The sequence below is a fragment of the Paracidovorax wautersii genome (assembly GCF_900113035.1).
In the GTDB taxonomy this organism is placed as follows: domain Bacteria; phylum Pseudomonadota; class Gammaproteobacteria; order Burkholderiales; family Burkholderiaceae_C; genus Paracidovorax; species Paracidovorax wautersii.
The window spans coordinates 242,558-268,784 of record NZ_FONX01000001.1; the positions used below are offsets into that span (position 1 = coordinate 242,558).

Annotated in this window: 25 protein-coding genes and 6 tRNA genes; 13 read left to right on the forward strand and 18 right to left on the reverse strand. The window is 66.6% G+C overall.

The window, feature by feature from the left end:
* Window positions 1-85 precede the first annotated feature (85 nt).
* Both pncB and BM070_RS00950 read right to left on the reverse strand, forming a co-directional pair.
* Window positions 86-1,306: a nicotinate phosphoribosyltransferase gene (gene pncB, locus BM070_RS00945; RefSeq protein WP_092936693.1), complete on the reverse strand. Its 1,221-nt coding sequence runs from the start codon at window positions 1,304-1,306 to the stop codon at window positions 86-88.
* Between the two features lie 140 nt (window positions 1,307-1,446).
* A complete protein-coding gene (locus BM070_RS00950; RefSeq protein WP_092937280.1) occupies window positions 1,447-1,929 on the reverse strand; it encodes an acyl-CoA thioesterase in 483 nt (160 codons plus the stop codon).
* Window positions 1,930-2,175: 246 nt separating this feature from the next.
* On the opposite strand from BM070_RS00950, the gene BM070_RS00955 reads away from it, so the two are divergent.
* The 3 genes from BM070_RS00955 (at window position 2,176) to BM070_RS00965 (ending at window position 5,001) form a co-directional block, all read left to right on the forward strand.
* On the forward strand, window positions 2,176-2,736 hold the full coding sequence (locus BM070_RS00955) for a phasin family protein (protein ID WP_092936695.1): 561 nt from the start codon (window positions 2,176-2,178) through the stop codon (window positions 2,734-2,736).
* Between the two features lie 325 nt (window positions 2,737-3,061).
* Window positions 3,062-4,111: an extracellular solute-binding protein gene (locus tag BM070_RS00960; RefSeq protein ID WP_092936697.1), complete on the forward strand. Its 1,050-nt coding sequence runs from the start codon at window positions 3,062-3,064 to the stop codon at window positions 4,109-4,111.
* A 131-nt stretch (window positions 4,112-4,242) separates the two neighbouring features.
* Window positions 4,243-5,001, forward strand: a complete 759-nt coding sequence (locus BM070_RS00965) for a 3-hydroxyacyl-CoA dehydrogenase (RefSeq protein ID WP_092936699.1) — start codon at window positions 4,243-4,245, stop codon at window positions 4,999-5,001.
* Window positions 5,002-5,237: 236 nt separating this feature from the next.
* On the opposite strand, the gene BM070_RS00970 is transcribed toward BM070_RS00965, so the two are convergent.
* The 12 genes from BM070_RS00970 to folC form a co-directional block, all read right to left on the reverse strand.
* A tRNA-Asp gene (locus BM070_RS00970) sits at window positions 5,238-5,314 on the reverse strand.
* Between the two features lie 53 nt (window positions 5,315-5,367).
* Window positions 5,368-5,443: transfer RNA gene (locus tag BM070_RS00975), tRNA-Glu, on the reverse strand.
* Between the two features lie 37 nt (window positions 5,444-5,480).
* Window positions 5,481-5,556: transfer RNA gene (locus tag BM070_RS00980), tRNA-Ala, on the reverse strand.
* A gap of 33 nt (window positions 5,557-5,589) precedes the next feature.
* Window positions 5,590-5,666: transfer RNA gene (locus BM070_RS00985), tRNA-Asp, on the reverse strand.
* A 53-nt stretch (window positions 5,667-5,719) separates the two neighbouring features.
* Window positions 5,720-5,795, reverse strand: a tRNA-Glu gene (locus BM070_RS00990).
* Window positions 5,796-5,832: 37 nt separating this feature from the next.
* Window positions 5,833-5,908 (reverse strand) — tRNA-Ala (locus BM070_RS00995).
* Window positions 5,909-5,982: 74 nt separating this feature from the next.
* The gene (gene gltX / locus BM070_RS01000) at window positions 5,983-7,401 is read right to left on the reverse strand and encodes a glutamate--tRNA ligase (protein ID WP_092936701.1); all 1,419 of its coding nucleotides are present in this window, start codon (window positions 7,399-7,401) and stop codon (window positions 5,983-5,985) included.
* Entirely contained in the window at window positions 7,398-8,618 is a 1,221-nt protein-coding gene (locus tag BM070_RS01005) for an O-succinylhomoserine sulfhydrylase (RefSeq protein ID WP_092936703.1), read from the reverse strand. The genes gltX and BM070_RS01005 overlap by 4 nt, the downstream gene beginning before the upstream one ends.
* Before the next feature lie 88 nt (window positions 8,619-8,706).
* Window positions 8,707-10,215, reverse strand: a complete 1,509-nt coding sequence (gene purF / locus BM070_RS01010) for an amidophosphoribosyltransferase (RefSeq protein ID WP_092936705.1) — start codon at window positions 10,213-10,215, stop codon at window positions 8,707-8,709.
* Between the two features lie 76 nt (window positions 10,216-10,291).
* On the reverse strand, window positions 10,292-10,813 hold the full coding sequence (locus BM070_RS01015; RefSeq protein WP_092936707.1) for a CvpA family protein: 522 nt from the start codon (window positions 10,811-10,813) through the stop codon (window positions 10,292-10,294).
* A 4-nt stretch (window positions 10,814-10,817) separates the two neighbouring features.
* Complete coding sequence (locus BM070_RS01020; protein WP_092936709.1) at window positions 10,818-11,747, reverse strand: SPOR domain-containing protein; 930 nt, start codon at window positions 11,745-11,747, stop codon at window positions 10,818-10,820.
* 14 nt (window positions 11,748-11,761) lie between these two features.
* The gene (gene folC, locus BM070_RS01025; RefSeq protein ID WP_092936711.1) at window positions 11,762-13,084 is read right to left on the reverse strand and encodes a bifunctional tetrahydrofolate synthase/dihydrofolate synthase; all 1,323 of its coding nucleotides are present in this window, start codon (window positions 13,082-13,084) and stop codon (window positions 11,762-11,764) included.
* Window positions 13,085-13,131: 47 nt separating this feature from the next.
* On the opposite strand from folC, the gene BM070_RS01030 reads away from it, so the two are divergent.
* The 4 genes from BM070_RS01030 to argG all read left to right on the forward strand — a co-directional run bounded on the left by BM070_RS01030 (window position 13,132) and on the right by argG (window position 16,129).
* Window positions 13,132-13,518 (forward strand): ArsC family reductase, encoded by a 387-nt coding sequence (locus BM070_RS01030; RefSeq protein ID WP_092937282.1) that lies wholly within the window; start codon window positions 13,132-13,134, stop codon window positions 13,516-13,518.
* Between the two features lie 154 nt (window positions 13,519-13,672).
* A complete protein-coding gene (locus tag BM070_RS01035) occupies window positions 13,673-14,293 on the forward strand; it encodes a glycine zipper 2TM domain-containing protein (protein WP_092937284.1) in 621 nt (206 codons plus the stop codon).
* A gap of 141 nt (window positions 14,294-14,434) precedes the next feature.
* Window positions 14,435-14,752: a pyrimidine/purine nucleoside phosphorylase gene (ppnP, locus tag BM070_RS01040; RefSeq protein ID WP_092936713.1), complete on the forward strand. Its 318-nt coding sequence runs from the start codon at window positions 14,435-14,437 to the stop codon at window positions 14,750-14,752.
* Between the two features lie 33 nt (window positions 14,753-14,785).
* Window positions 14,786-16,129, forward strand: coding sequence for an argininosuccinate synthase (argG, locus tag BM070_RS01045; protein ID WP_092936715.1), 1,344 nt, complete (start codon window positions 14,786-14,788; stop codon window positions 16,127-16,129).
* A 152-nt stretch (window positions 16,130-16,281) separates the two neighbouring features.
* On the opposite strand, the gene murB is transcribed toward argG, so the two are convergent.
* A complete protein-coding gene (gene murB / locus BM070_RS01050; protein WP_092936717.1) occupies window positions 16,282-17,355 on the reverse strand; it encodes a UDP-N-acetylmuramate dehydrogenase in 1,074 nt (357 codons plus the stop codon).
* A gap of 65 nt (window positions 17,356-17,420) precedes the next feature.
* On the opposite strand from murB, the gene BM070_RS01055 reads away from it, so the two are divergent.
* The 6 genes from BM070_RS01055 to BM070_RS01080 all read left to right on the forward strand — a co-directional run bounded on the left by BM070_RS01055 (window position 17,421) and on the right by BM070_RS01080 (window position 22,124).
* Window positions 17,421-17,906: a YajQ family cyclic di-GMP-binding protein gene (locus BM070_RS01055; RefSeq protein ID WP_092936719.1), complete on the forward strand. Its 486-nt coding sequence runs from the start codon at window positions 17,421-17,423 to the stop codon at window positions 17,904-17,906.
* Window positions 17,907-17,927: 21 nt separating this feature from the next.
* Window positions 17,928-18,599, forward strand: coding sequence for a retropepsin-like aspartic protease family protein (locus BM070_RS01060; protein WP_092936721.1), 672 nt, complete (start codon window positions 17,928-17,930; stop codon window positions 18,597-18,599).
* A gap of 7 nt (window positions 18,600-18,606) precedes the next feature.
* Window positions 18,607-19,635 carry an HD-GYP domain-containing protein gene (locus BM070_RS01065; protein WP_092936723.1) on the forward strand — a complete coding sequence of 343 codons (1,029 nt, stop codon included), beginning with the start codon at window positions 18,607-18,609 and terminating at the stop codon, window positions 19,633-19,635.
* Window positions 19,636-19,690: 55 nt separating this feature from the next.
* Window positions 19,691-20,443 carry a leucyl/phenylalanyl-tRNA--protein transferase gene (aat, locus tag BM070_RS01070; protein WP_092936725.1) on the forward strand — a complete coding sequence of 251 codons (753 nt, stop codon included), beginning with the start codon at window positions 19,691-19,693 and terminating at the stop codon, window positions 20,441-20,443.
* Window positions 20,440-21,192 (forward strand): arginyltransferase, encoded by a 753-nt coding sequence (locus BM070_RS01075; RefSeq protein WP_092936727.1) that lies wholly within the window; start codon window positions 20,440-20,442, stop codon window positions 21,190-21,192. The genes aat and BM070_RS01075 overlap by 4 nt, the downstream gene beginning before the upstream one ends.
* Before the next feature lie 119 nt (window positions 21,193-21,311).
* A complete protein-coding gene (locus BM070_RS01080) occupies window positions 21,312-22,124 on the forward strand; it encodes an IclR family transcriptional regulator (protein WP_092936729.1) in 813 nt (270 codons plus the stop codon).
* 130 nt (window positions 22,125-22,254) lie between these two features.
* On the opposite strand, the gene pbpG is transcribed toward BM070_RS01080, so the two are convergent.
* The 3 genes from pbpG to pssA all read right to left on the reverse strand — a co-directional run bounded on the left by pbpG (window position 22,255) and on the right by pssA (window position 26,025).
* On the reverse strand, window positions 22,255-23,358 hold the full coding sequence (pbpG, locus tag BM070_RS01085) for a D-alanyl-D-alanine endopeptidase (RefSeq protein WP_092936731.1): 1,104 nt from the start codon (window positions 23,356-23,358) through the stop codon (window positions 22,255-22,257).
* Window positions 23,359-23,475: 117 nt separating this feature from the next.
* Complete coding sequence (locus BM070_RS01090) at window positions 23,476-25,014, reverse strand: 2-isopropylmalate synthase (RefSeq protein ID WP_092936733.1); 1,539 nt, start codon at window positions 25,012-25,014, stop codon at window positions 23,476-23,478.
* 174 nt (window positions 25,015-25,188) lie between these two features.
* Window positions 25,189-26,025, reverse strand: coding sequence for a CDP-diacylglycerol--serine O-phosphatidyltransferase (gene pssA / locus BM070_RS01095; RefSeq protein WP_092936734.1), 837 nt, complete (start codon window positions 26,023-26,025; stop codon window positions 25,189-25,191).
* Window positions 26,026-26,227: the final 202 nt, after the last annotated feature.

Genomic DNA, 26,227 nt, shown 5'->3' on the forward strand with positions numbered 1-26,227 from the left:
CAGCCCGGCCGCAGCGTGCGGCCTTGGGCGCTCAAGCGGCACGCAGCCGGGGCAGGCGCCGCCGGCAAAGGCAGCGGCGCTGCGCTCAGGCCGCGGAAGGAATCTCGAACACCTGCCGCAGATAGGCCAGGTATTTCTCGTCGTCGCACATGCCCTTGCCGGGCGTATCCGAGAGCTTGGCCACCGGCTGGCCGTTGCAGCGCGTCATCTTGATGACGATCTGCAGCGGCACGTGCGCGGGCGGGTCGCCCAGGTCGTTGGTCAGGTTGGTGCCGATGCCGAAGGCCAGCTGGCAGCGGCCCTGGAACTGGCGGTAGAGCTCGATGGTGCGCGGCACGGTGAGCGCGTCGCTGAAGATCAGCGTCTTGGTCAGCGGATCGACACGGTTCTTGCGGTAGTGGTCCAGCAGGCGTTCGCCCCAGGCGAAGGGGTCGCCGCTGTCGTGCCGGGCGCCGTCGAAGAGCTTGCAGAAGTACAGGTCGAAGTCGCGCAGGAAGGCCGTCATGCCATAGACGTCGGAGAGCGCGATGCCCAGGTCGCCCCGGTATTCGCGCGCCCACATCTCGAAGCCGAAGATCTGGCTGTCGCGCAGGCGCGGGCCCAGGGCCTGGCAGGCCTGCAGGTACTCATGCGCCATGGTGCCCAGCGGCGTAAGGCCCAGCTTCATCGCATAGAGCACGTTGCTCGTGCCGGCGAACTGGCCGGGCGCCGTGCGGCCGTCGGGCTTGCGCTCGGCCGTGCCCAGGCGCGCGCACAGCACGCGCAGCACCTCTTCGTGCCAGGAGCGGCTGAAGCGGCGGCGCGTGCCGTAGTCGGCGATCTTCAGGTCGGACAGGCCCTCGCCCTGCAGCTGCGCGATCTTCGTGTCCAGCCGGCGGCGGCCCTGCGGGAAATCGGGCACCTTCTGCGTGTTGCGGAAATAGACCTCGTTGACGATCGCCAGCACCGGGATCTCGAACAGGATGGTGTGCAGCCACGGCCCCTGGATGGAGATGTCCAGCTCGCCCGAAGGCTGCGGCGTGATGGTGATGTACTTCTCGTTGAGCTTGAAGAGCGCGAGGAAGTCCACGAAGTCGCTCTTGATGAACCGCAGCGACCGCAGATAGGCCAGTTCGGCATCCTGGAAATGCAGGCTGCACAGCGACCGGATCTCGTCGCGGATCTCGTTGGCATAGGGCGCCAGGGACACGCCCTGGTTGCGGCACTTGAAGCGGTATTCGACCTGCGCCCCGGGGAACTGGTGCAGCACGACCTGCATCATGGTGAACTTGTACAGGTCGGTGTCGAGCAGGCTGGTGATGATCATGTGAACGCCGCGGGCGGATTCCGCGGATCAGGCTGGCGCGCCGGGCGGCGCTTGTCTCGCATGCCATTGTGGCACCAAGGCAGCGGCCTTACGGCGCAGAGGTCACCCCTCACCGCTTGGCGCGCATATCGCCTTCGCCATCACGCCCGCGGCGCCCCCGCCCGCAGCGGCTGCAGCGCCGCCTGCAGCGCTGGCGGCAGTGCGCAGGGGCGGCGGTGCTCCCGATCGACATAGACATGCACGAAGTGGCCGCAGGCCGCCGTCATCGGCGAGCCTTGCGCGAAAAGGCCGACCTCGTAGCGCACGCTGCTCGTGCCGATGCGCGCCACGCGGATGCCCGCCTCCACGGTCTGCGGAAACGCCAGCGGCTCGAAGTAGTTGCACTGGGTCTCGATCACCAGCCCGATGGTGCCGCCGTGGTGGATGTCCAGCGCGCCCTGTTCGATCAGATAGGCGTTCACCGCCGTGTCGAACCAGCTGTAATAGACGACGTTGTTGACATGGCCGTAGGCATCGTTGTCCATCCAGCGTGTGCCGATGGGCCGGAAGACGGCGTAGGCCGAGCGGGGCTGCGGAACGGGGCGTGGCAAGGCACTACTGTGCGAGTCATCTGTCTGAGGCATGGTGCCCAACATTTTCGACTGTTGCCCGGCATGGCGCAGACAGCTGGGCGACAGGCGTGCGACAGATGGCTGCGCATGCACAAATGGAGTGCGCTCTCTAAAATTGCTGCACTGCAACAAAAAGGCTTGCAGCTCTGTGCGAAGTCTCTAGAATTTGGTCCATGCTGCACTGCAACATGAACAGTCAGGTTGCCGCAGATGAGTTCTTCCAACCCGCTTTCACAGCACCCTATCAGGAGATACGTCATGTCCCTCACCCCCGAACAACTGCTGGCCTCGCACAAAGCCAACCTGGAAACCCTGTTCGGCTTGACGAACAAGGCCTTTGAAGGCGTCGAAAAGCTGGTCGAACTCAACGTGACCGCTTCGCGCGCTGCCCTGTCGGAAGCCGCCAGCCACACCCAGGCCATGCTGAGCGCCAAGGACGCGCAAGAGCTGCTGGCCCTGCAAGCCAGCCTGTTCCAGCCCCTGGCTGAAAAGACCGCCGCCTACAGCCGCCACCTGTACGACATCGCTTCGGGCACCAGCACCGAAATCGGCAAGACCTTCGAAGCCCAGGCCAGCGAAGTGCAACGCAACTTCAGCAACCTGGTGGACACCGCTGCACGCAACGCACCGGCCGGCACCGAAACCGGCGTGGCCGTGTTCAAGAGCGCCGTCTCCGCCGCCAACACCGCCTACGAATCCGTGCAAAAGGCCGTGAAGCACGCCAGCGACGTGGCCGAAGCCAACTTCAGCGCAGTCGCCAACACCGCGACCAACGCTGCCAAGACCGCCACGGCCAACGCCGTGCCGCGCAAGCGCTGATCGATCCATCCGGCGCCCTGCTGCCCCGGCAGCGGCGCGCCGCAACAGTTGTCGCCGAATGCACGCACGCCGCGCGCGCCGGCCACACGGTTGTCTCCTTGGACCCCGCGGAAGACTGCTTCAGGGGTCCCTTGAAAGCCCGACACCTCAACTGTCGGGCTTTTTTTCGTGCATGCGATGGCGGCACCAGGGCCTCTGGCGCACAGCGGCGTTGATCCGTTGATCCAGATCAATACCTTGCCAGGCCCAAGTCATTGTTAAGAAGCATTCGCGTTCAAACTATCATGCACGGCGTTCCATGCTTCATCCCCGAAAGAACCTTGCCATGCAGACTGTCGCGAAATCGATTCTCACCTTGTGCCTGATGGCGGCGGCCGGAGCCACCGCTGCGCAGGAGCAGGTCGTCAACCTCTATTCCGCCCGCCACTACGCGACAGACGAAGCGCTCTATTCCGGCTTCACCAAGGCTACCGGCATCAAGGTCAACCGCGTCGATGCCGACGACGCCGGCATCGTGGCCCGCCTGAAGGCCGAAGGCGCCTCATCCCCGGCCGACGTGATCCTGCTGGTGGATGCAGCCCGTCTCTATCGCGGCGAGGCCGACGGCCTCTTCCTGCCGATCAAGTCGAAGGTGCTGGAAGATGCGATCCCCGCCAACCTGCGCGCCAAGCCTGACGCGAACGGCGGCATCCCCTGGTTCGGCCTGTCCACCCGGGCGCGGGTCATCGTCTACAACAAGGCCAAGGTCCACAAGGAAGACGTGGACACCTACGAAGAGCTGGCCGATCCCAAGAACAAGGGCAAGGTCTGCATCCGCTCCGGCTCGCACCCCTACAACCTGAGCCTCTTCGGCGCCGTGATGGAACACATGGGCGAACAGAAGACGGAAGCCTGGCTCAAGGGCGTGGTCGCCAACCTGGCCCGCGCACCCAAGGGCGGCGACACCGACCAGATCAAGGCCGTCGCCTCCGGCGAATGCGAGATCGCAGTCACCAACAGCTACTACCTGGCCCGCATCCTGCGCTCCGACAAGCCTGAAGACGCTGCCATCGCCAGCAAAGTCGGCGTGGTGTTCCCCAACCAGCAATCCTGGGGCACCCACCTGAACATCGCCGGCGGCGCCGTGGCACGCCACACCAAGCATGAGGCCAATGCCATCAAGTTCCTGGAATACCTGGCCAGCCCGCAGGCGCAGAACTACTTCGCTAACGGCAACAACGAATGGCCTGCCGCCAAGGGCGTGGACCCGGCCAACCCCGCCCTCCAGGCCATGACGGAAGGCAAGCCGTTCAAGAGCGAAACCATTCCGATCAGCGCCGTCGGCGCCAACACCACCAAGGTGCAGCAGATGCTGGACCGGGTCGGTTTCCGCTGAGCGGCCGCCCTGCCCTGCCCGACCCCACGCCCGGCTTGCCGGGCTTTTTTTCGTGCCTGCGCAGAAACCCACCGTAGCCGGCACCTTGGGACATAATTGACGTTTACGTTAACGTAACAAGGAGACGACACATGGACATCCAGGGCAAGGTATTCATCGTGACCGGCGGCGCGTCCGGCCTGGGCGAAGGCACGGCGCGCATGCTGGCCGCAGCAGGCGGCACCGTCGTCATCGCCGACATGCAGGCCGACAAGGGCGAGGCCGTGGCCCAGGAGATCGGCGGCAGCTTCGTGCGATGCGACGTCAGCCAGGAAGCCGACGCGCAAGCCGCGGTGGACAAGGCCGTATCGCTGGGCAAGTTCATGGGCCTGGTGAACTGCGCCGGCGTGGCCCCTGCGGAAAAGACCGTGGGCAAGAACGGCGCGCACGCCCTCGCCAGCTTCAGCAAGACCATCTCGGTGAACCTGATCGGCAGCTTCAACATGATCCGCCTGGCGGCCGAGGCCATGAGCCGCAACGAACCCGAAGCCACGGGCGAGCGCGGCGTGCTGATCTCCACGGCCAGCGTGGCGGCCTATGACGGACAGATCGGCCAGGCGGCCTATTCGGCATCAAAAGGCGGCATCGTCGGCATGACACTGCCGATCGCACGCGATCTCGCACGAACCGGCATCCGCAACATGACGATCGCCCCGGGCATCTTCGGCACGCCCATGCTGTTCGGCATGCCGAAAGAAGTCCAGGACGCGCTCGCCGCCGGCGTGCCCTTCCCCAGCCGCCTCGGCACGCCGCAGGACTACGCCAAGCTGGCACGCCACATCTTCGAGAACGACATGCTCAACGGCGAAGTGATCCGCCTGGATGGCGCCATCCGGCTGGCTCCGCGCTGAAGTTGGGGGGGGGGGGAAAAGCAGCCGCCTCTGCCAGGTGCCGGGTGGCTGCAGGTCGGGCCGAGTCTTCAAAAGCAAGGCACCACCAGCCCCCAACCTGCGATCTAGCGGCAGACATAGCGCTCAACACACCGCACGCCAGGCACCAGGCACAATCCACGGAGCATGGCCGTGAATCTGGAGCACCAAAGAAAAAAGGTTTGCAGCTATTTTCATAGCGGCAAACCTTTTTATTTTGGCGGAGTGGACGGGACTCGAACCCGCGACCCCCGGCGTGACAGGCCGGTATTCTAACCAACTGAACTACCACTCCTGGCAGGCAGCTTTTCGCTTGGTGCTTATGCTCCAAGCCAAGTGCTACAAACTTGGCGACCCTACGGGGATTCGAACCCCGGTACTCACCGTGAAAGGGTGATGTCCTAGGCCTCTAGACGATAGGGTCAAAACCTGGGAGCTAACCGTTCTCTAACAAATTTCAGTGGTGGAGGTAAACGGGATCGAACCGATGACCTCTTGCATGCCATGCAAGCGCTCTCCCAGCTGAGCTATACCCCCACTGCTTCCTGACTTAAGCCAAGAAGATTGAACTGGCGGAGTGGACGGGACTCGAACCCGCGACCCCCGGCGTGACAGGCCGGTATTCTAACCAACTGAACTACCACTCCTGGCAGGCAGCTTTTCGCTTGGTGCTTATGCTCCAAGCCAAGTGCTACAAACTTGGCGACCCTACGGGGATTCGAACCCCGGTACTCACCGTGAAAGGGTGATGTCCTAGGCCTCTAGACGATAGGGTCAAAACCTGGGAACTAACCGTTCTCTAACAAATTTCAGTGGTGGAGGTAAACGGGATCGAACCGATGACCTCTTGCATGCCATGCAAGCGCTCTCCCAGCTGAGCTATACCCCCACTAACTGACTCAGACTTGCAATTCAGTGAATTGCTTGTCGTCATCTGCTAAGCCTTGAATTATAGACAGGTTTTTAAGCCTTTCGCAATCTTGCTGCAATTTTTTCGCGACCCAGCAATTCCAGCACGGCATCCACCGACGGCGTATGGGCCGTGCCCACCGTCAGCACCCGCACCGGCATCGCCAGTTGGGGCATCTTCAGGCCGTGTTCGGCCAGCACGGCCTTGAAGGCAGCGGCGATCGCAGCCTTGTCCCAATCGCAGGTCGCCAGGGCCGCGCGCAGGGATTCGATGGCCGGCCAGATGGCCTCGGTCACGTGCTTGGCCTTCTCCTCGGCATCGGGCGTTACGTCGGCATAGAACACCGATGCCCATTGCGCGAGCGCCAGGGTCGTGTCGCAACGATCCTTGAAGAGTGCGCAGATGCGCGGCAGACGGCCATCGGCCAGCGCATCGGCAGCCACTCCGCGCTGCTGCAGCAAGGGCGCGATCAGCGCGGCCAGGGCGTCGTCGGACATGGCCTTCAGGTGCTGGGCGTTGACCCAGCGCAGCTTGGCCTCGTCGAACTGCGCGGCGCTGCGGCCCAGGTGGTCGAGGTTGAACCACTGCAGGAACTGCTCGCGGCTGAAGATCTCGTCGTCGCCATGGCTCCAGCCCAGACGCGCCAGGTAGTTGATCATGGCCTCGGGCAGATAGCCCTCGTCGCGGTACTGCGTGACGGCCTTGGCGCCGTTGCGCTTGCTCATCTTCTCGCCCTGCTCGTTGAGCACGGTGGGCAGGTGAGCGTAGACCGGCGGCTCCTTGCCGAGGGCGCGGAAGATATTGATCTGGCGCGGCGTGTTGTTCACATGGTCGTCGCCACGGATGACGTGCGTGATGGCCATGTCCACGTCATCGACCACCACGCAGAAGTTGTACGTGGGCGTGCCGTCGGGCCGCGCGATGACCAGATCGTCGAGTTCGTCGTTGCTGATCTCGATGCGGCCCTTGACCTTGTCTTCCCAGACGACGGAGCCTTCCGTCGGATTGCGGAAGCGCAGCACCGGCTTCACGCCTTCCGGCACGGGCGGCAGCACCTTGCCGGGCTCGGGCCGCCAGGTGCCGTCGTAGCGCGGCTTCTGCTTGGCCTGCATCTGGCGCTCGCGCAGGGCGTCCAGCTCTTCCATGCTCATGTAGCAGGGATAGACCAGGCCGTCGGCCTGCATCTGCGCCAGCACTTCCTTGTAGCGGTCCATGCGCTGCATTTGATAGAACGGGCCCTCGTCGGGCTGCATGCCCAGCCAGGCCATGCCTTCCAGGATCACGTCCACGGCCGCCTGGCTGGAACGCTCCACGTCGGTGTCTTCGATCCGCAGGATGAAGTCGCCGCCCGTCGCGCGGGCGAAGGCCCAGGGATAGAGCGCGGAGCGGATGTTGCCGAGGTGGATGAAGCCGGTGGGCGAGGGAGCGAAGCGGGTACGGATGCGCTGGGACATGTCTGGAAATTCGTTCATTGCAGGGTATCGAGGCCGCGGGCGAGGTCTGCCTTGAGGTCGTCGATGTGTTCGAGGCCGACCGCCACGCGGATCAGGCCCTGGCCGATGCCGGCCGTGGCGCGCTGCTCTTCGGACAGGCGCCCGTGCGAGGTGCTGGCCGGGTGGGTGATGGTGGTCTTGGTGTCGCCCAGGTTGGCGGTGATGCTGCACACGCGCGTGCTGTCGATCACATGGAAGGCACCGGCACGCGCCGCCTCCGGAGTGGCCGCCGTCTTCACGTCGAAGGACAGCACCGCGCCACCCAGACCCGACTGCTGGCGCATGGCCAGTTCGTGCTGGGGATGCGAGGCGAGACCGGGGTAATAGACACGCGCCACGCGAGGATGCGCTTCGAGCCAGGTCGCGAGCTGCAGGGCATTGGCGCTCTGCGCCTTCACGCGCAGCGAAAGCGTTTCGAGTCCCTTCAGCACCACCCATGCGTTGAAGGGCGAAAGGTTCATGCCGGCACTGCGGATCAGCGGCGCCAGCTTGCCTTCGATCAGTTCCTTGGAGCCGCACACGGCGCCGGCCATCACGCGGCCTTGACCATCGAGGAACTTGGTGCCGGAATGGACGACCAGATCGGCACCCAGCCGGGCCGGCTGCTGCAGCGCGGGCGATGCGAAGCAGTTATCGACCGCCAGGAGCACGCCCGCTTCCTTGGCGATGGCGGCGAGCGCCTGGATGTCGCACAGATCGGTCAGCGGGTTGGTCGGTGTTTCGGCAAACATCAGCCGCGTCTCGGGCCGCAGGGCGGCCTTCCAGGCGGCCGCATCGGTCTGCGGCACGAAGCTGGCCTGCACGCCGAAGCGCGACAGTTCGCCGCCGATCAGCCGGATGGTCGAGCCGAACATCGACTGCGAGCACACCACATGGTCGCCCGTCTTCAGCAGGGACATGCACATGAGCAGGATCGCCGACATGCCGGAGGCCGTGGCCACGGCGGACTCGGTGCCCTCCATGGCGGCCAGGCGGCGCTCGAAGCTGGTCACCGTGGGGTTCGAGGTGCGGGTGTAGGTGTAGCCGGGCTCTTCGTTGGCAAAGCGCCGCGCGGCGGTGGCGGCGTCGGGCTGCACGAAGCTGCTGCTCAGGTAGAGCGCCTCGGAGTGCTCGCCATAGGCGCTGCGCGGAATGGCTTCACGCACGGCCAGCGTATCGGGGTGCAGGCCCGGGGGCAAGACGGATCGGTCGATCATGGCTCAGGCTCGAAAAAGAAGGTGATGAGAAAAAAGCACGGCGGCGGACCGCTACAGCCCGCCGCCCGTCACGAGGCTTGGAGCGCCCTCAGGCGTTCTGCGCGTTCGGCAGCGCGAGGCGGGAAGTATCTTCCTCCTGCGGCTCTTCCACGCCGACGCGGCCTTCGTTCAGCTCGGCGATCTCTTTCGCGGTGATGTCGCCCGTCACATAGACCCCGTCAAAGCACGAGGCATCGAAGCCTTCGATGTGGCTGTTGAGCGAGCCCACGGCGCGCTTCATGGCATCGACGTCCTGGTAGATCAGCGCGTCGCAGCCGATGGATTCGCGCACTTCCTCGACCGTGCGGCCGTGGGCCACGAGTTCGCTGCTGGTGGGCATGTCGATGCCATAGACGTTGGGGTAGCGCACCGGCGGCGCGGCGCTGGCCAGGTACACCTTGCGGGCACCGGCATCGCGCGCCATCTGCACGATCTCGCGCGAGGTCGTGCCGCGCACGATGGAATCGTCCACCAGCAGCACGTTGCGGCCCTTGAATTCGCTGCCGATGACATTGAGCTTCTGGCGCACCGACTTCTTGCGCACGCCCTGCCCCGGCATGATGAATGTGCGGCCCACGTAGCGGTTCTTCACGAAGCCTTCGCGATACGGAATGCCCAGCAGATGCGCCAGCTGCGTCGCGCTGGGGCGGCTGGATTCGGGGATGGGGATGACCACGTCGATCTCGCTCGGCGGCACGGTGGAGATCACGCGCTTGGCCAGCGATTCGCCCAGGTTCAGGCGGGCCTGATAGACGGAGATGCCGTCCAGCACCGAATCAGGCCGGGCCAGATAGACGAACTCGAAGATGCAGGGGTTGAGCTGGGGCGCTGCGGCGCACTGGCGCGCATGCACCGTGCCGTCCTGCGTGATGAACACGGCTTCGCCGGGCTGCACGTCGCGCTCGAACACATGGCTGGTGCCTTCCAGCGCCACCGATTCGCTGCCCACCATCACCGTGCCGTCGGCGCTGCGGCCCATGCACAGCGGGCGGATGCCGTGCGGATCGCGGAAGGCCAGCAGGCCGTGGCCGGCGATCAGGGCGATCACGGCGTAGGAGCCCTTGACGCGCTTGTGGACCGCGCTCACGGCCGAGAACACGTCTTCGACCTGCAGCGGCACGCCGCGCGATGCGCGCTCGAGCTCGTGCGCGAACACGTTGAGCAGCACTTCGGAGTCGCTCTCGGTGTTCGTGTGGCGGTGGTCGGTGGAGAACAGCTCCGCACGCAGCGCCTGGGCGTTGGTCAGGTTGCCGTTGTGCACCATCACGATGCCGAAGGGCGCGTTCACGTAGAAGGGCTGCGCCTCTTCCTCGCTGTAGGCATTGCCCGCCGTGGGATAGCGCACCTGGCCCAGGCCGACCGAGCCGGGCAGCGCGCGCATGTTGCGCGTGCGGAAGACGTCACGCACCATGCCCTTGGCCTTGTGCATGAAGAACTTGCGCCCTTCCTGGGTGACGATGCCCGCGGCATCCTGCCCCCGGTGCTGCAGCAGCAGCAAGGCGTCATAAATCAGCTGGTTGACGGGAGCAGCACTCACTACGCCGACGATTCCACACATATTCGCGTTCCATTGATAGGCGGGACCATCCCGCCGAAAGAAGACCCGCCCGCCGCAGAAGACCGCGGCCGGCGCATCACGAAGGCATATGCCTTGCAAACTCCTCGGGCACCGCCGGCTTGAGCTGGACCAGTGCCTTGTGCAACATGGGGGCCGCCACCGACGTTTTCCACCAGGGCGCTTCGTGCAGCGGCGTCCAGCTGGCGACGAGCGCCAGCGCCAGCAGCAGCAGCGCCCCGCGCAACGCGCCGAACAGCGCGCCCAGCACCCGGTCGGTCGGCCTCAGCCCCACGGCCTCGACCAGCTTCTTGCTCAACCAGGCCACGAAGCCGAAAAAAAACAGCGCCCCCACAAAAACCAGCACGAACCCCGCCGCATGGCGAAAAGGGCCCTGCGTATCGCCCATGGGCAGCCAGGCACCCACATCGCTGGCCAGCCACTGCGCCACCACGAAGGCAGCGGCCCAGCCCGCCAGCGAGATCAGTTCGAACACCAGGCCGCGCCAGGCCCCCACCAGCAGGGAGCCCAGCACGAGCGCCAGGAACACCCAGTCCAGCGCGGCAAGGTGCCACCCTGCATCCAGCGCTGAAGCGTCCATCGAACTACAGCGTCAATACGGAGGCGGACAAGCCCAGGGCCTTGATGCGCCCGACGGCCTTGTCGGCTTCGGCCCGGCTGGCAAAAGGCCCCGCACGCACCCGCGTGCGCTTGCCGTCCTTGGTATCCACCGCCTGGGTATAGGTCTTGACCCCGGCATGTTCCAGCTTATTGCGCACCTCGCGGGCCTTGTCGGCATCGGCGAAGGCGCCCACCTGCACGATGAAACGGCCGTCCTCATCCGACTTGGAGGCGGTGGCCGCCGGCGCAGCCGAGGCGGTCGGCCGGCCTTCGAGCAGCGCGCGGGCACGGGCAGCGTCGTCGCTGCGGGACTGCTGGCGGGCAGGCTCGGGCGCGGCGGCCACGGGCTTGGATTCGGTGCGCGATTCGTGCCGCGTCTCGGCCTTGGGCTCGCTCCGGGTTTCGGTCTTTTCCACCTTGGGTTCCGGACGGCTGCGCGCCGGAGCCTCGGCGCGCGCCACCACGGCTGGGGCGGGCACCGCAACAGGCGCCGGTGCCGGCGCCGGTGCCGGCTTGGACTCGGCACGCGGGGGGACGATTTCCTCGCCCGCATCCAGGCCCGCGGCATCGCTGCCGGAGACTGCGCCGGACGCCTGGGCGGACGACTTGGGCTTGGCCTCGGCCACGGCCGCCGGGGCCTTCGCCGCGTCGGGCACGACCAGGGGCGCAGCCTTGTTGCGATCGGGAATCTCGATCGGGATATCGACCGCCACCGGACGCGGCTGCGTGTCGAAGAGCATGGGAAAGCCGATGATGCCGAGCAGCACCAGGACGGCAGCGCCGATCAGGCGGTGGCGGGCACGCCGCCGCAGCGCGTCGATGCTCTCGGCGTGTGCGTTGCGCGACCGCCGAGCGGGCTTGGCGCCCTCGTCCTGCGCCTTCTGACCAGGCCAGCGAAACTTGAAAAATGCCATGGAGTGCGGACCCGTTATGCGCCGAGATGCTTGGCGTGCAGACGCGGCGTTCCGTCCTGGAGGACGCCGCCGACGGTGTAGAACGAGCCAAAGACCACAATTCTATCAGTGGGGTCCGCAGCCTCCACCGCCGCCTGCAGGGCCTGCTCGGGACTTTCGTGCAGGCTGGTCTGGACCGGGCGGCGGCCTCCGGCCACCATCTGCAGCGCATTCCACTTCTGCTGCAGGCCCGCCGCCGTTTCGGCGCGGGGCGTGGGCAGGTCGGTGAAATACCAGCGATCGATGAGTGGGGCGATCTTGGCCAGCATGGGGGCCAGGTCCTTGTCCGCCATGGCGCCGAACACCGCATGGGTGGTGGGGAAAAAGCCCATGGCGTCCAGGTTGGCCGTCAGCGCCGCCACCGAGTGCGGGTTGTGGGCCACGTCCAGCACCAGCGTGGGCTGCCCCGGCACGATCTGGAAGCGGCCGGGCAGCTCGACCATGGCCAGGCCGGTGCGCACGGCCTGCGCGGTGATCGGCAGGCGGTCGCGCAACGCCTCCAGCGCAGCCAGTGCGCCGCTGGCGTTCACCAGCTGGTTGGCGCCGCGCAGGGCGGGATAGGCCAGCCCGGCATAGCGCCGGCCGCGGCCGGCCCAAGACCACTGCTGCTTGTCGCCCGAGAAATTGAAGTCGTGCCCGAAGCGCCAGAGATCCGCCCCGATGGCCTGGGCATGGTCGATCACGCTCTGCGGCGCCATGGGGTCGCTCACCACCACCGGGCGGCCGGCACGCATGATGCCGGCCTTCTCGCGGCCGATGGATTCGCGGTCGGGCCCCAGGAATTCGACGTGGTCGATGTCGATGCTGGTGATGACGGCGCAGTCGGCATCGATCACGTTGGTCGCGTCGAGCCGGCCGCCCAGACCCACCTCGAGGATGGCGACGTCCAGGCGCGCCTGGCTCATCAGCCGCAGGATGGCGAGCGTCGTGAATTCGAAATAGGTGAGCGATACCTCGCCGCCTTCGGTGCGGGCGCGCTCCACGGCCTCGAAATGCGGCACGAGGTCGGCCGCGGCGACGATGTCGCCATGGATGCGGCAGCGCTCCTCGAAATGCACCAGATGCGGCGAGGTATAGACGCCCGGACGGAAGCCGGCCTGGAGGGCCACGGCCTCCAGCATGGCGCAGGTGGAGCCCTTGCCGTTCGTGCCCGCCACGGTGATCACCGGGCAGTCGAAACGCAGGCCCATGCGCACGGCCACCTCGCGCACGCGGTCGAGCCCCATGTCGATGTTCTTGGGGTGCAGGCGCTCGCAGTGGGCGAGCCAGTCTTCGAGGGTGAGGGGTGCAGTGCTCATACAGCCTCCGATTGTCGCCGACCGGCGCATGCCCGATGATCGGGGCCATGAGTACCCCCGCTATCACCCTCTACGGCATCCCCAACTGCGACACCGTCAAGAAAGCCCGCCGCTGGCTGGCCGACAACGGCCTGGAACACCAGTTCCACGACTTCAAGAAACAGGGCGTGCCCGCCGACCGCCTGCAGGGCTGGATCGGCGCCGTCGGCTGGGAAAAGCTGGTGAACCGCCAGGGAACGACCTGGCGCAAGCTCGATGCCGCGCAGCAGGCCGCGGTGAGGGATGCCGCCAGCGCCAGCGCGCTCATGGAAAACCTGCCCTCGGTCATCAAGCGGCCGGTGGTCGAATGGGCCGGCCAGCCGGACCGCGAGGTTTCGGTCGGGTTCGACGCCGCCGCCTGGAACGAACGCGCGGCCCGGGCCTCCAACGCCTGAGCGCGGCGAGTACGGCGCCACCCTCCGCAAGCCGAAGCCTTCGCGCACAGAACTTTACGCAGTTTTACCCTGCACGCGTCTGGACTATGAGGTGCCCGCCTAAACTTTTCATGTGTCTGGTGCGTTGTACACCGACCTCAAGGAGCTTTTCATCATGAAAAAGATCATCGTCCTGACCGCACTTGCCGCCGTGGCCGCAGGTGCCAGCGCCCAGGAAATGGGCCGCGTCCTGTCGGCCACGCCGATCACCGAGCAGGTCGCCATTCCGCGCCAGGTGTGCAGCAATGATGCCGTCTATACCGAACAGCAGCCCAGCGGTGCCGGCGCGCTGCTGGGCGCCATCGCCGGCGGCGCCGTGGGCAATGCCGTGGGCCACGGAGGCGGGCGCGCAGCCGCCACGGCGCTGGGCCTGATCGGCGGCGCAGTGCTGGGCAACAACGTGGAAGGCACGCGCGGCGGCTACCAGAACGTGCAGCGCTGCTATTCGCAGAACTACTACGAGAACCGCGCTGTGGGCTACAACGTGGTCTATGAATACGCGGGCCGCCAGTACAGCACCCGTACGCAGAACGACCCGGGCGCCTGGATTCCGCTCAACGTGCAGCCTGCCGTGCAGGGCATGACCAGCTACCCGCAAGGCGGCTACGAGCAGCCCGGCGTGGTGGTGACGACCCGCCCTGGCCCGGTGGCCTACATCGTGCCGCCGCCGGCCACGGTGATCGACTACCGCGACGGCTACGGCCGCCCCTACCGGCCCGACCCGTACTGGCGCTGAGATGGCGCCGCCCGAGGGCGCGGCCCGCTGAAGAAAAAGGAGCTTTCGGGCTCCTTTTTTCATGCCCGGCCGGCACGCAGGTCCGACGGCCGGTGGGGCATGCCTAAAATCTGCGGTTTCCCATCCCTCATTCCCGCATCCATGACCACCGAAAAGATCGACGGCGTGTCCGTCACCACCCGAGCCAACGTGTACTTCGACGGCAAGTGCGTGAGCCACGGCGTCACTTTCCCCGACGGCACGAAGAAATCGGTCGGCGTGATCCTGCCCGCCACCCTCACCTTCAACACGGGCGCACCGGAAATCATGGAATGCGTGGGCGGCGCCTGCGAATACAAGCTGGACGGCACCGACACCTGGGTGAAGTCCGGCGAGGGCGAGAAATTCAGCGTGCCCGGCAACTCGAAGTTCGAGATCCGCGTGACCGAGGCATACCACTACATCTGCCACTTCGGCTGATCCGGACAGACAGAACGAAAGCACCATCGCTCCATGGCCACCATCCTCCAGAACCTCCCCGCCGGCCAGAAGGTCGGCATCGCCTTCTCCGGCGGCCTCGACACCAGCGCGGCCCTGCGCTGGATGAAGAACAAGGGCGCCCTGCCCTACGCCTACACCGCCAACCTGGGCCAGCCCGATGAGCCCGACTACGACGCCATTCCCCGCAAGGCCATGGAATACGGCGCCGAGCAGGCCCGCCTGATCGACTGCCGCACGCAGCTGGCCCATGAAGGCATCGCCGCCCTGCAGGCCGGCGCCTTCCACATCAGCACCGCCGGCATCACCTACTTCAACACCACGCCGCTGGGCCGTGCCGTCACGGGCACCATGCTGGTGGCCGCCATGAAGGAAGACGACGTCCACATCTGGGGCGACGGCTCGACCTTCAAGGGCAACGACATCGAGCGCTTCTACCGCTACGGCCTGCTGACCAACCCGTCGCTCAAGATCTACAAGCCCTGGCTCGACCAGCTGTTCATCGACGAGCTGGGCGGCCGTGCCGAGATGTCGGCCTTCATGACCAAGGAAGGCTTCGGCTACAAGATGAGCGCCGAGAAGGCCTACAGCACCGACAGCAACATGCTGGGCGCGACGCACGAAGCCAAGGACCTGGAACTGCTGTCCAGCGGCATCCGCATCGTGAACCCCATCATGGGCGTGGCGTTCTGGAAGGACGACGTGCAAGTCAAGGCCGAAGAGGTCTCGGTGCGCTTCGAGGAAGGCCAACCCGTGGCCCTGAACGGCGTCGAATTCAGCGACCCCGTGGCGCTGATCCTGGAAGCCAACCGCATCGGTGGCCGCCACGGCCTGGGCATGAGCGACCAGATCGAGAACCGCATCATCGAGGCCAAGAGCCGCGGCATCTACGAAGCCCCCGGCCTCGCGCTGCTGCACATCGCCTACGAGCGCCTGGTGACCGGCATCCACAACGAGGACACGATCGAGCAGTACCGCATGAACGGCCTCAAGCTCGGCCGCCTGCTCTACCAGGGCCGCTGGTTCGACCCGCAGGCCATCATGCTGCGCGAGACCGCCCAGCGCTGGGTGGCCCGCGCCATCACCGGCACGGTGACGCTGGAGCTGCGCCGCGGCAACGACTACTCCATCCTGAACACCGAGTCCCCCAACCTGACCTACGCGCCCGAGCGCCTGTCGATGGAAAAGGTGGAAGACGCGCCGTTCAGCCCGGCCGACCGCATCGGCCAGCTGACCATGCGCAACCTGGACATCGTGGACACGCGCGCCAAGCTGGGCATCTACGCCCAGTCCGGCCTGCTGTCGCTGGGCGGCAATGCCGCGCTGGCGCAGCTGGGCGACGACAGCGACAAGAAGTAAGCCAAGCGCCGCAATCTGCCCCGAATAGCCCGCTGGCGCTTGCCCAGCAAGCGCCAGCAGCTATCAAAAGCAGAGCATATGAAAAAAAGCCGCATCGCCTTCGGGCGGTGCGGCTTTTGTTTTTCCCGGCCTGTGTTGGCGCGGCCGGGCGGTCAGACGACCACCGGCTCGGGCTCCAGCCGGATGCCGAAGCGCTCATAGACGCTGGTCTGGATGGCGCGGGCCAGGGTCATCACCTCGCCGCCGGTCACGCTGTCGGCGCCGCGGCCGCGGTTGACCAGCACCAGGGCCTGCTTCTCATAGACGCCGGCCTTGCCCACGCTCTTGCCCTTCCAGCCGCAGGCATCGATCAGCCAGCCCGCCGCCAGCTTGATGCTGCCGTCGGGCATGGGGTAGTGAACGATGCGCGGCTCGCGGGCGATGATGTCGGCGCATTGGTCCGCCGTGACGGTGGGGTTCTTGAAGAAGCTGCCCGCATTGCCCACCACGGCCGGATCGGGCAGCTTGGCGCGGCGCACCTCGCAGACCCAGTCGAACACCTGCTGCGGCGTGGGCATGTCCACGCCGGCTTCGACGCGCTTGCGCTCCAGGTCCAGGTAGCCCAGCTCGGGCTTCCAGGCCTTGGCGAGCAGGAAGCGCACGTGGGTGATGACGGCACGCCCCGCCAGCCCCATGCCGCGCGGCAGGCCGCCCTCCGCGCCCGCCGCCTGAGGCGCGTGCTTGAACACCGAATCGCGGTAGCCGAAGGCGCACTGCCCGGCGTCGAGCGAGAAGGCCTGGCCGGTGGCCAGGTCGATGGCGTCCAGCGAATGGAAGCGGTCCTGCAGCTCTACGCCATAGGCGCCGATGTTCTGCACGGGCGAGGCGCCCACGGTGCCGGGGATCATCGCCAGGTTCTCCAGGCCCGGATAGCCGTGGGCCAGGGTCCAGGCCACGGCCTCGTGCCAGACCTCGCCGGCGCCGGCCTCCACGATCCAGTGCCGGTCGGTTTCGGCCGCCAGGCGCAGGCCCTTGATCTCCATCTTCAGCACCACGGGCTTGACGTCGCCCGTGAGCACGATGTTGCTGCCTCCGCCCAGCACGAAGACCGGCTGGCCGCCCAGTTCCGGGTCGGCCAGCAGCGCCTGCACGTCCTGCACCGATCGCGCACGCACCAGCGTCTGGGCACGCGCGACGATGCCGAAGGTATTGCAGGACTGAAGAGGGGCGTTTTTCTCGACTAACATCGGCCGGATTGTCGCACCCGCCCCGCTGCGGGGCAGGGTTCCCCCCGTTTGCCGAGAGTGATGCCATGCCTTCTTTTGATACCGTCTGTGAAGCCAACCTTGTTGAAGTGAAGAACGCCGTGGAAAACACGGCCAAAGAGATCGGCACCCGCTTCGACTTCAAGGGCACGTCCGCCGCCATCGAGATCAAGGACAAGGAAATCACGCTGTTCGGCGATGCCGAATTCCAGCTGCAGCAGGTCGAGGACATCCTGCGCAACAAGCTCACCAAGCGCAGCGTCGATGTGCGCTTCCTCGACATGGAAAAGCCCCAGAAGATCGGCGGCGACAAGGTCAAGCAAGTGGTCAAGGTGCGCAACGGCATCGAGAGCGAACTGGCCAAGAAGATCCAGAAGCTCATCAAGGAAAGCAAGCTCAAGCTGCAGGCCGCCATCCAGGAAGAGAAAGTGCGCATCACCGGCGCCAAGCGCGACGACCTGCAGGCCGCCATGGCCCTGCTGCGCAAGGAAGTGACCGACATCCCGCTGTCGTTCGACAACTTCCGCGACTGACGCCACGGCCCCACCCGCCCCATGCCGACGCCCCGCCCCTCGATCCGCCGCCGGCAGGCTGCCTGGCCCTGGGCCATCGCTGGCTGCCTGGCCGCCCTGCCCCTGGCGGCAGGCGCCCAGGCGGTGGCCCTGAGCGGCATTCTCGGCAACCGCGCCCTGCTGGTGGTCGATGGCACGCAGCCGCGCAGCGTCGCGCCGGGCGAGACCTACCGGGGCGTGAAGGTGGTGTCGGTCGGCCGTGACGATGCCGTGGTGGAGGTGGCCGGCCAGCGCCACACGGTGGCCCTGGGCGCATCGCCGGTCAGCGTCCGCTCGGGCTCCGAGGGCCAGCGCATCGTGCTGCGCTCCGACGGCCGGGGGCATTTCACGGGCGACGGCGCCATCAACGGCCGCGCCATGCGCTACATGGTGGACACGGGCGCCACGGCGGTCGCCATCGGCCAGCCCGATGCGGAGCGGCTGGGCCTACCCTTTCGCAGCGGCAAGCCGGTGATGATGAACACCGCCAACGGCACGACCCAGGGCTGGCGGATCACGCTGGACGTGGTGCGCGCGGGCGATGTGGACGTGCGCGCCGTGGACGCCGTGGTCGTCCCCCAGGCCATGCCCTACGTGCTGCTGGGCAACAGCTTCCTGTCGGCCTTCCACATGACGCGGGCCAACGACGAGATGGTGCTGGAAAAGCGCCGCTGAAGGCCCCATGCCCGCGAACACGCACACGCCCCTCGCGCAGCCGGGTTCCGGCGCGCACGACGAGAACGAATACGAAGACCTGCTCGGCCTCTGGTCCGATCTGGAAACGGCCCTCTCCTGGCTGCTGCTGCACCCGCGGCTGGCCGAGGACTTCCCCGCCAAGCTGCGCCAGTGCGACCGCTGGCTGCAGGACCTGGTCGCGCACGACACCGACGCCGCGCTCTACCTGATGTTCCAACTGGCCGCCACCTCCACGGTGGGCTACAGCGCCTCGCACGCGCTGGTGTGCGGCACGCTCTGCCACATCATGGCCCAGGAACTGAAGCTGCCCTCCGTCGAGCGCGACAGCCTGGTGCGGGCCGCCTTCACCATGAACATCGGCATGACGGCGCTGCAGGACGAACTGGCCCACCAGCGCGAGCGCCCCACGGCCGCGCAGCAGCGCGTGATCGACGCACACCCGCGCCTGGGCATGGAATTGCTGGAAGAGCTGGGCATCCGCGACGAGGTCTGGCTGGAGGTCGTGGGCCAGCACCATGCCGCAGGCGCCGACAGCGAGACGCGGGCCGCCCCTTTGCGCCTGCTGGGTGCCGAAGGCAGGCTCTGCCGCATCCTGGCCACCATCGACCGCTACGCGGCCATGATCAGCCCACGCAAGTCGCGCATCGGCCGCAGCTCCACGGACTCGGTGCGCGCCATCGTCAGCCAGGACGCCGTGGACCAGAACGACGAGGTCGGCTTCGCCCTGGTGCGCCGGGTCGGCCTGTGCCCGCCGGGCACCTTCGTGCGCCTGGACAACGGCGACACCGCCGTCGTGCTGCGGCACGGCGACCGGCCCATGTATCCGCTGGTCGCCAGCCTGCTCGACCGGCAAGGCGGGCAGCTGGCGCGGCCCGCGCTGCACCATACGGGCACCGGCAAGCCGCGCATCCAGTCGGCCCTGGCGCGCTCGGCCGTGCCGCTGGAGCTCAATCACCGCACGATGGTGCGGCTCGGCCTCTACGCCGCACGGCGCGGCCACGGGCTGGGCGCATGAAGGCCTGCGCGGCGCACCCCACCTCGAACCTCCTGGGCCCCGCGGTCGGCACGCCATGAAGCCCACCCTGCCGTGGCTGGAGCCCGAAGACCCCTTCCCCGCAGCCGCCAGCGCGTGGGACCACCGCTCGCCGGCACCGGGCCTGCTGGCCGCGGGCGGCCTGCTGGATGTGCCGCACCTGAGCGCTGCCTACCAGCAGGGCATCTTTCCCTGGTACAGCGCAGGCCAGCCCACGCTCTGGTGGAGCCCCGATCCCCGCATGGTGCTGCACGTGGCGGAGTTCAGGCTGCACCGCTCGCTGCGCAAGACGCTGCAGCGCTTTCGCACCACACCGGTCCATGAGGTTTGCGTGGACCGCGACTTCAGCGCCGTGATCCATGCCTGCGCGCTCACGCCACGCGACGGGCAGTCGGGCACCTGGATCCTTCCCGAGATGGTGCGCGCCTACGAAGCGCTGCATGAGGCCGGCCACGCCCACAGCGTGGAGACCTGGATGGACGGCCGGCTGGCCGGCGGCCTCTATTGCGTCGCCTTCGGCCGGGCCGTGTTCGGCGAATCGATGTTCGCGCATGCCACCGATGCCTCGAAGATCGCGCTCTCGGCCCTGGTGGCGCTGTGCCGCGCCCAGGGCGCCGAGCGGATCGACTGCCAGCAGAACACGCGGCACCTGGCCTCGCTGGGAGCCCGCGAGATCCCCCGCAGCGCGTTCATCGACCACGTCGGGCGCGCACGGCAGGAGCCCCCCATGCAATGGGCTTTCCAGCCCCTATACTGGAGCGAGCTTCTGCCCGACACGCCCTTGGCATGACGCAACTCAACGACCTTCCGCTGCAGACCCTGCAGTTCTACGCGACCGCCCCCTACCCGTGCAGCTACCTGCCCGACCGGCAGGCGCGCTCGCAGGTCGCCACGCCCAGCCATCTGATCCAGAACGACGTCTATACCGACCTCGTCGCCCGGGGCTTCCGCCGCAGCGGCATGTTCACGTACCGCCCCTACTGCGACGGCTGCCAGGCCTGCACGCCGCTGCGGGTGCTGGCCGACCGCTTCCAGCCCGATCGCAGCCAGCGCCGCGCCTGGCAGCGGCACCGCCATCTGCAGGCGCGCGTGCTGCGGCTGGGCTACGAGCCCGAGCACTACGCGCTGTACCTGCGCTACCAGAACACCCGCCATGCCGGCGGCGGCATGGACCACGACAGCATCGACCAGTACACGCAGTTCCTGCTGCAAAGCCGGGTGAACTCGCGCCTGGTCGAATTCCGCGAGCCCGAAGGCGCCGACGGCACGCCCGGCGCGCTCAAGATGGTCTCCATCCTCGACGTGCTGGGCGACGGCCTCTCGGCGGTCTATACCTTCTACGAGCCCGAGGCTCGCGCCAGCTACGGCACCTTCAACGTGCTCTGGCAGATCGAGCAGGCACGCAGCTTGCACCTGCCCTACGTGTACCTGGGCTACTGGATCGAAGCCAGCCCGAAGATGAACTACAAGGCGCAGTACCAGCCGAACGAGGTCCGCGTGAAGGACGTCTGGCAGGCGGGGCCCGCACACCCCCGCTGACCGCGCCACCGCTCAGCGCAGCGACGCAAGCCAGGCAAAAGTGCACTTTCCACTAGCGGCGCCGGCACACGGATTTCATTTCATAAAATGAAAGGCTGCCTGCAGCCTTCGCTACGCCCATGAAAAAAAATCCTTCCGACGTTCAGTCCAAGCCCAGCGTGCAGGTGCTGGAGCGGATGTTCACCCTGATCGACGTGCTCGCTTCGCGCGAAGAGGCGATCTCGCTCAAGGAGATCAGCGAGAAGACGGGGCTGCATCCCTCCACCGCGCACCGCATCCTGAACGACCTGACCATCGGCCGCTTCGTGGACCGCCCCGAATCGGGCAGCTACCGCCTGGGCATGCGGCTTCTGGAACTGGGCAACCTGGTCAAGGCGCGGCTCAGCGTGCGCGATGCCTCGCTCGCGCCCATGCGCCAGCTGCACAAGCTGATCCAGCAGCCGGTCAACCTCAGCATGCGCCAGGGCGACGAGATCGTCTATATCGAGCGCGCCTACAGCGAACGCTCCGGCATGCAGGTCGTGCGCGCCATCGGGGGCCGCGCGCCCCTGCACCTCACATCGACCGGCAAGCTCTTCCTCGCGGCCGACGATCCGCAGCGCGTGCGCTCCTATGCCACCCGCACGGGCCTCGCCGGCCACACGCGCAACAGCATCACGCAATTGCCGATCCTGGAGCGCGAACTCGGCAAGGCGCGCCAGTACGGCATCGCCCGGGACAATGAAGAACTGGAACTGGGTGTGCGCTGCATGGCCGCGGGCATCTTCGACGACCAGGGCCAGCTGGTGGCGGGTCTCTCGATCTCGGCTCCGGCCGATCGGCTGGACGAGGGCTGGCTGCCCAAGCTGCAATCCACGGCGGATGCGATCTCCCAGGCCCTGGGATACGTGAACGGCCGGCGCACGGCGCTCACGCAAGCGATCGCTGAATAGCCAGACCAGGAAGATGGCGAGCTTCTGCTGGCGCCCCTTCTGCAAAAAGGGCGCAGAGCTCCCTTGATGTGCCGCCCAGGCCCCGGGCGGCTGCGGCAGAAGGCCTGCCGCGTGAATCACTCAACGGGATTTACTTCATCGAAGGCGTCGAAACGCCGGCGTGAAAGCTCTTCTCGCTGCCCAGCGCCGGCAGCGATTCCACCCAGTTGCGCACCCGCTCGGCATCGCCCAGGCGGCTGAACTTGCCTGCGGAATCGAGGAACACCATGATCAGCTTGCGGCCGGCGATCTTGGTCTGCATCACCAGGCAGCGGCCGGCTTCGGAGATGTAGCCGGTCTTCTGCAGGCCGATGTCCCAGTTGGGGTTCTTCACCAGGCGGTTGGTGGTGTTGAACTGCAGGGTGCGGTGGCCGACTTCGACGGCGTAGCTGGGCGACGTGGTCAGTTCACGCAGCAGCGGATCGCCGTGGGCCACGTTCACCAGCGTCGCCAGATCGCGTGCGCTGGACTGGTTGTGGCTCGACAGGCCGGTGGGCTCCACGTAGTGGGTTTCGGTCATGCCCAGCAGCTTGGCCTTGAGGTTCATCTGAGCCACGAAGGCGTTCAGGCCACCGGGGTAGGTGCGGCCCAGGGCGTGGGCGGCACGGTTCTCGCTGGACATCAGCGCCAGGTGCAGCAGTTCGCCGCGCGTGAGCGTGGTGCCCACACGCAGGCGCGAGCTGCTGAACTTCTCCATGTCCACGTCTTCCTGCGTGATGGTGATGGGTTCGTCCATCGGCAGGCGGGCCTGGGAGATCAGCAGGCCGGTCATCAGCTTGGTGATCGAGGCGATCGGCAGCACGGCGTGGTCGTTCTTGCTGAGCAGCACTTCGTTCGTGTCCTGGTCCACCACCAGGGCCACGCTGGACTTCAGGTCGAGCGGATCGGTCACCTGGTGCAGGCCGGCCTGCTGGCCGAAGGACTGGCGTTCAGGCACGAAGGCCGCGGCGCGCACCGGGGAGGCAGCGCTGCGCGAGACGACGCGCGTCGCCTTGACACGCGTCACGGTCTTGCGCGACACCTTGGTGGAGGAGCTCGCCACCGCACGCTTGGCCGTCGCCGAAGTGGCATGTTTCTTCACCACGACCTTCTTGCGCTCGGCCGCGTGGGCACCGGGAGAGACGAGCGCGACGCTGAGAGCGAGGAAGGCCAGGGCGTGGGCGAAACGGGCGGCGATGCCGGGGCGTGCATGCATCAGAGTGCTCCAAGCGGGAAAAAATTGTGTATCAGTGTACGAAATCAAAAAAAGTCGCGCAAGATCAAGGCCTTGCGCGACTCTTTTAGAAACTGCCTGAAATTATAAATTTGCGGATCAGCCTTGGGCTGCAACCCGCTCGGCTTTACTTTGTAACTTGTTCAACGCGCTGAGGTAGGCCTTGGCTGACGCGACGATGATGTCCGGGTCCGAACCAACCCCGTTCACCACCCGGCCGCTGCTTTGCAGGCGCACCGTGACCTCGCCCTGGCTCTCGGTGGAGCCGCTGATGGCGTTCACCGAATAGAGCACCATCTCAGCGCCGCTCTGGACCTGCGTCTCGATGGCCTTGAGCGATGCGTCCACCGGGCCGTTGCCTTCGGAGGTGGCGCGCACCTCGCGGCCCTCGACCGTGAAGACGATGTTCGCCTGCGGGCGTTCGCCGGTCTCGCTGTGCTGGGACAGCGACACGAAGCCATAGGTCTCGCGCTCGGCCGTGACGCTCTCGTCGCTGACCAGCGCCAGGATGTCCTCGTCGAAGATCTCGCTCTTGCGGTCGGCCAGTTCCTTGAACTTAGAGAAGGCGGCATTGATCTCGCCCTCGCTCTCCAGCTGCACACCCAGCTCCTGCAGGCGCTGCTTGAAGGCGTTGCGGCCGCTGAGCTTGCCCAGAACGATCTTGTTGGCCGACCAGCCCACGTCTTCGGCGCGCATGATCTCGTAGGTGTCGCGGGCCTTGAGCACGCCGTCCTGGTGGATGCCGGAGGCGTGGGCGAAGGCGTTGGCGCCGACCACGGCCTTGTTGGGCTGCACGACGAAGCCGGTGGTCTGGCTGACCATGCGGCTGGCCGCCACGATGTGCTGGGTGTCGATGCCGAGTTCGAGGTTGAAGTAGTCGCGGCGCGTCTTGACGGCCATCACCACCTCTTCGAGCGAGCAGTTGCCGGCACGCTCGCCCAGGCCGTTGATGGTGCACTCCACCTGGCGCGCGCCGCCGATCTGCACGCCGGCCAGCGAGTTGGCCACGGCCATGCCCAGGTCGTTGTGGCAATGCACGGACCAGATCGCCTTGTCGCTGTTGGGAATGCGTTCGCGCAGCGTCTTGATGAAGTTGCCGTAGAGCTCGGGCACGGCGTAGCCCACGGTGTCGGGCACGTTGATGGTGGTGGCGCCCTCGGCGATCACGGCCTCCAGCACGCGGCAGAGGAAGTCCATCTCGCTGCGGTAGCCGTCTTCCGGGCTGAATTCGATGTCGCCCACCAGGTTGCGCGCGAAGCGCACCGACTGCTTGGCCTGCTCCAGCACCTGCTCCGGCGTCATGCGGAGCTTCTTTTCCATGTGCAGCGGGCTGGTGGCGATGAAGGTGTGGATGCGGGCGCTGTTGGCGTCCTTGAGGGCCTCGGCCGCGCGGCTGATGTCGCGGTCGTTGGCGCGCGAGAGCGAGCAGACGGTCGAATCCTTGATGGCCTGGGCAATGGACTGCACGGCCTCGAAGTCACCGTTGGAGCTGGCGGCGAAGCCGGCTTCGATCACGTCCACCTTGAGCCGCTCAAGCTGGCGGGCGATGCGCAGCTTCTCGTCGCGCGTCATCGATGCGCCGGGCGACTGCTCGCCATCGCGCAAGGTGGTGTCGAAAATGATCAGTTTGTCAGCCATTCTTTTGCTCCTCTGGTGGGGTTCCGCTCGCCGGGGCGGCACTGCGATGTGCCACTGCGACTGGGCTCGTCGCACAGACAAAAGGCCCGCTGCGGGGGCAGGCGGGCCTTGGGGTTTTGCGCTCGGGCGCCCGGCGGCATAGCCGGGCAATGTAGCACAACGGATGGCGGCTATTTACTTGTGCAGGCCGCGCTCGTCCGGCTCGTCGGTGGAGATGCTGATGACGCTGCTGTGCTGCCCCTTGGCCTTGCGCCAGGCATAGACGCCGTAGCCCGAGAGGCCATACAGCACGAACACGCTGAAGAGCACGGTCGGCGGATGGATGTTGATGACGGCGATCACCAGCGCGATGAGCACGATGGCGGCGAACGGCACGCTGCGCTTCATCTGGATGTCCTTGAAGCTGTAGAACGGCACGTTGGTCACCATGGTGAGGCCGGCATACAGCGTGAAGCCGAAGGTGATCCAGGTGATCTGCGTCCAGCTGAGCCAGGCGTCGTCGACGCCGGGCTGCACGCCGATGGCCGTCATCAGCCAGATGAAGCCGGCCACCAGCGCCGCCGCCGCAGGCGATGGCAGGCCCTGGAAGTAGCGCTTGTCCACCACGCCGGTGTTGACGTTGAAGCGCGCCAGCCGCAGCGCAGCGCAGGCGCAATAGACGAAGGCAGCGATCCAGCCCCAGCGCCCCAGGCCGCGCAGCGACCATTCGTAGGCGATGAGCGCAGGTGCCGCGCCGAAGGACACCATGTCGGAGAGCGAGTCCATCTGCTCGCCGAACGCGCTCTGGGTGTTGGTCATGCGCGCGACGCGGCCGTCGAGGCTGTCGAGCACCATGGCGCAGAAGATGCCGACGGCCGCCATGTCGAAGCGGCCGTCCATCGCCATCACGATGGCGTAGAAGCCGCCGAACAGCGCGGCCAGGGTGAAGAGGTTCGGCAGGATGTAGATGCCCTTGCGCCGCCGGCGCACCAGCACGTCCGCCGAGCGCGCACCCTCATTTTCTTTATGCATCAAATTGGCCTCCAGCGCATGCCGGACCTGGGCATGGCGCTATCAAAATCATACTCATCGGCACCGACTGCCAGCGCGCGAAGTGCGCAGTGTAGGGCTTGTGGCGGGCTCGGCCGGGCCCCGAACCCGTGCGCCCATGAAAAAGGCCACCGCAAGCGGTGGCCTTCGAAGTCGCGGCGCCCGGGGGCGCCGGCAGGTGGAG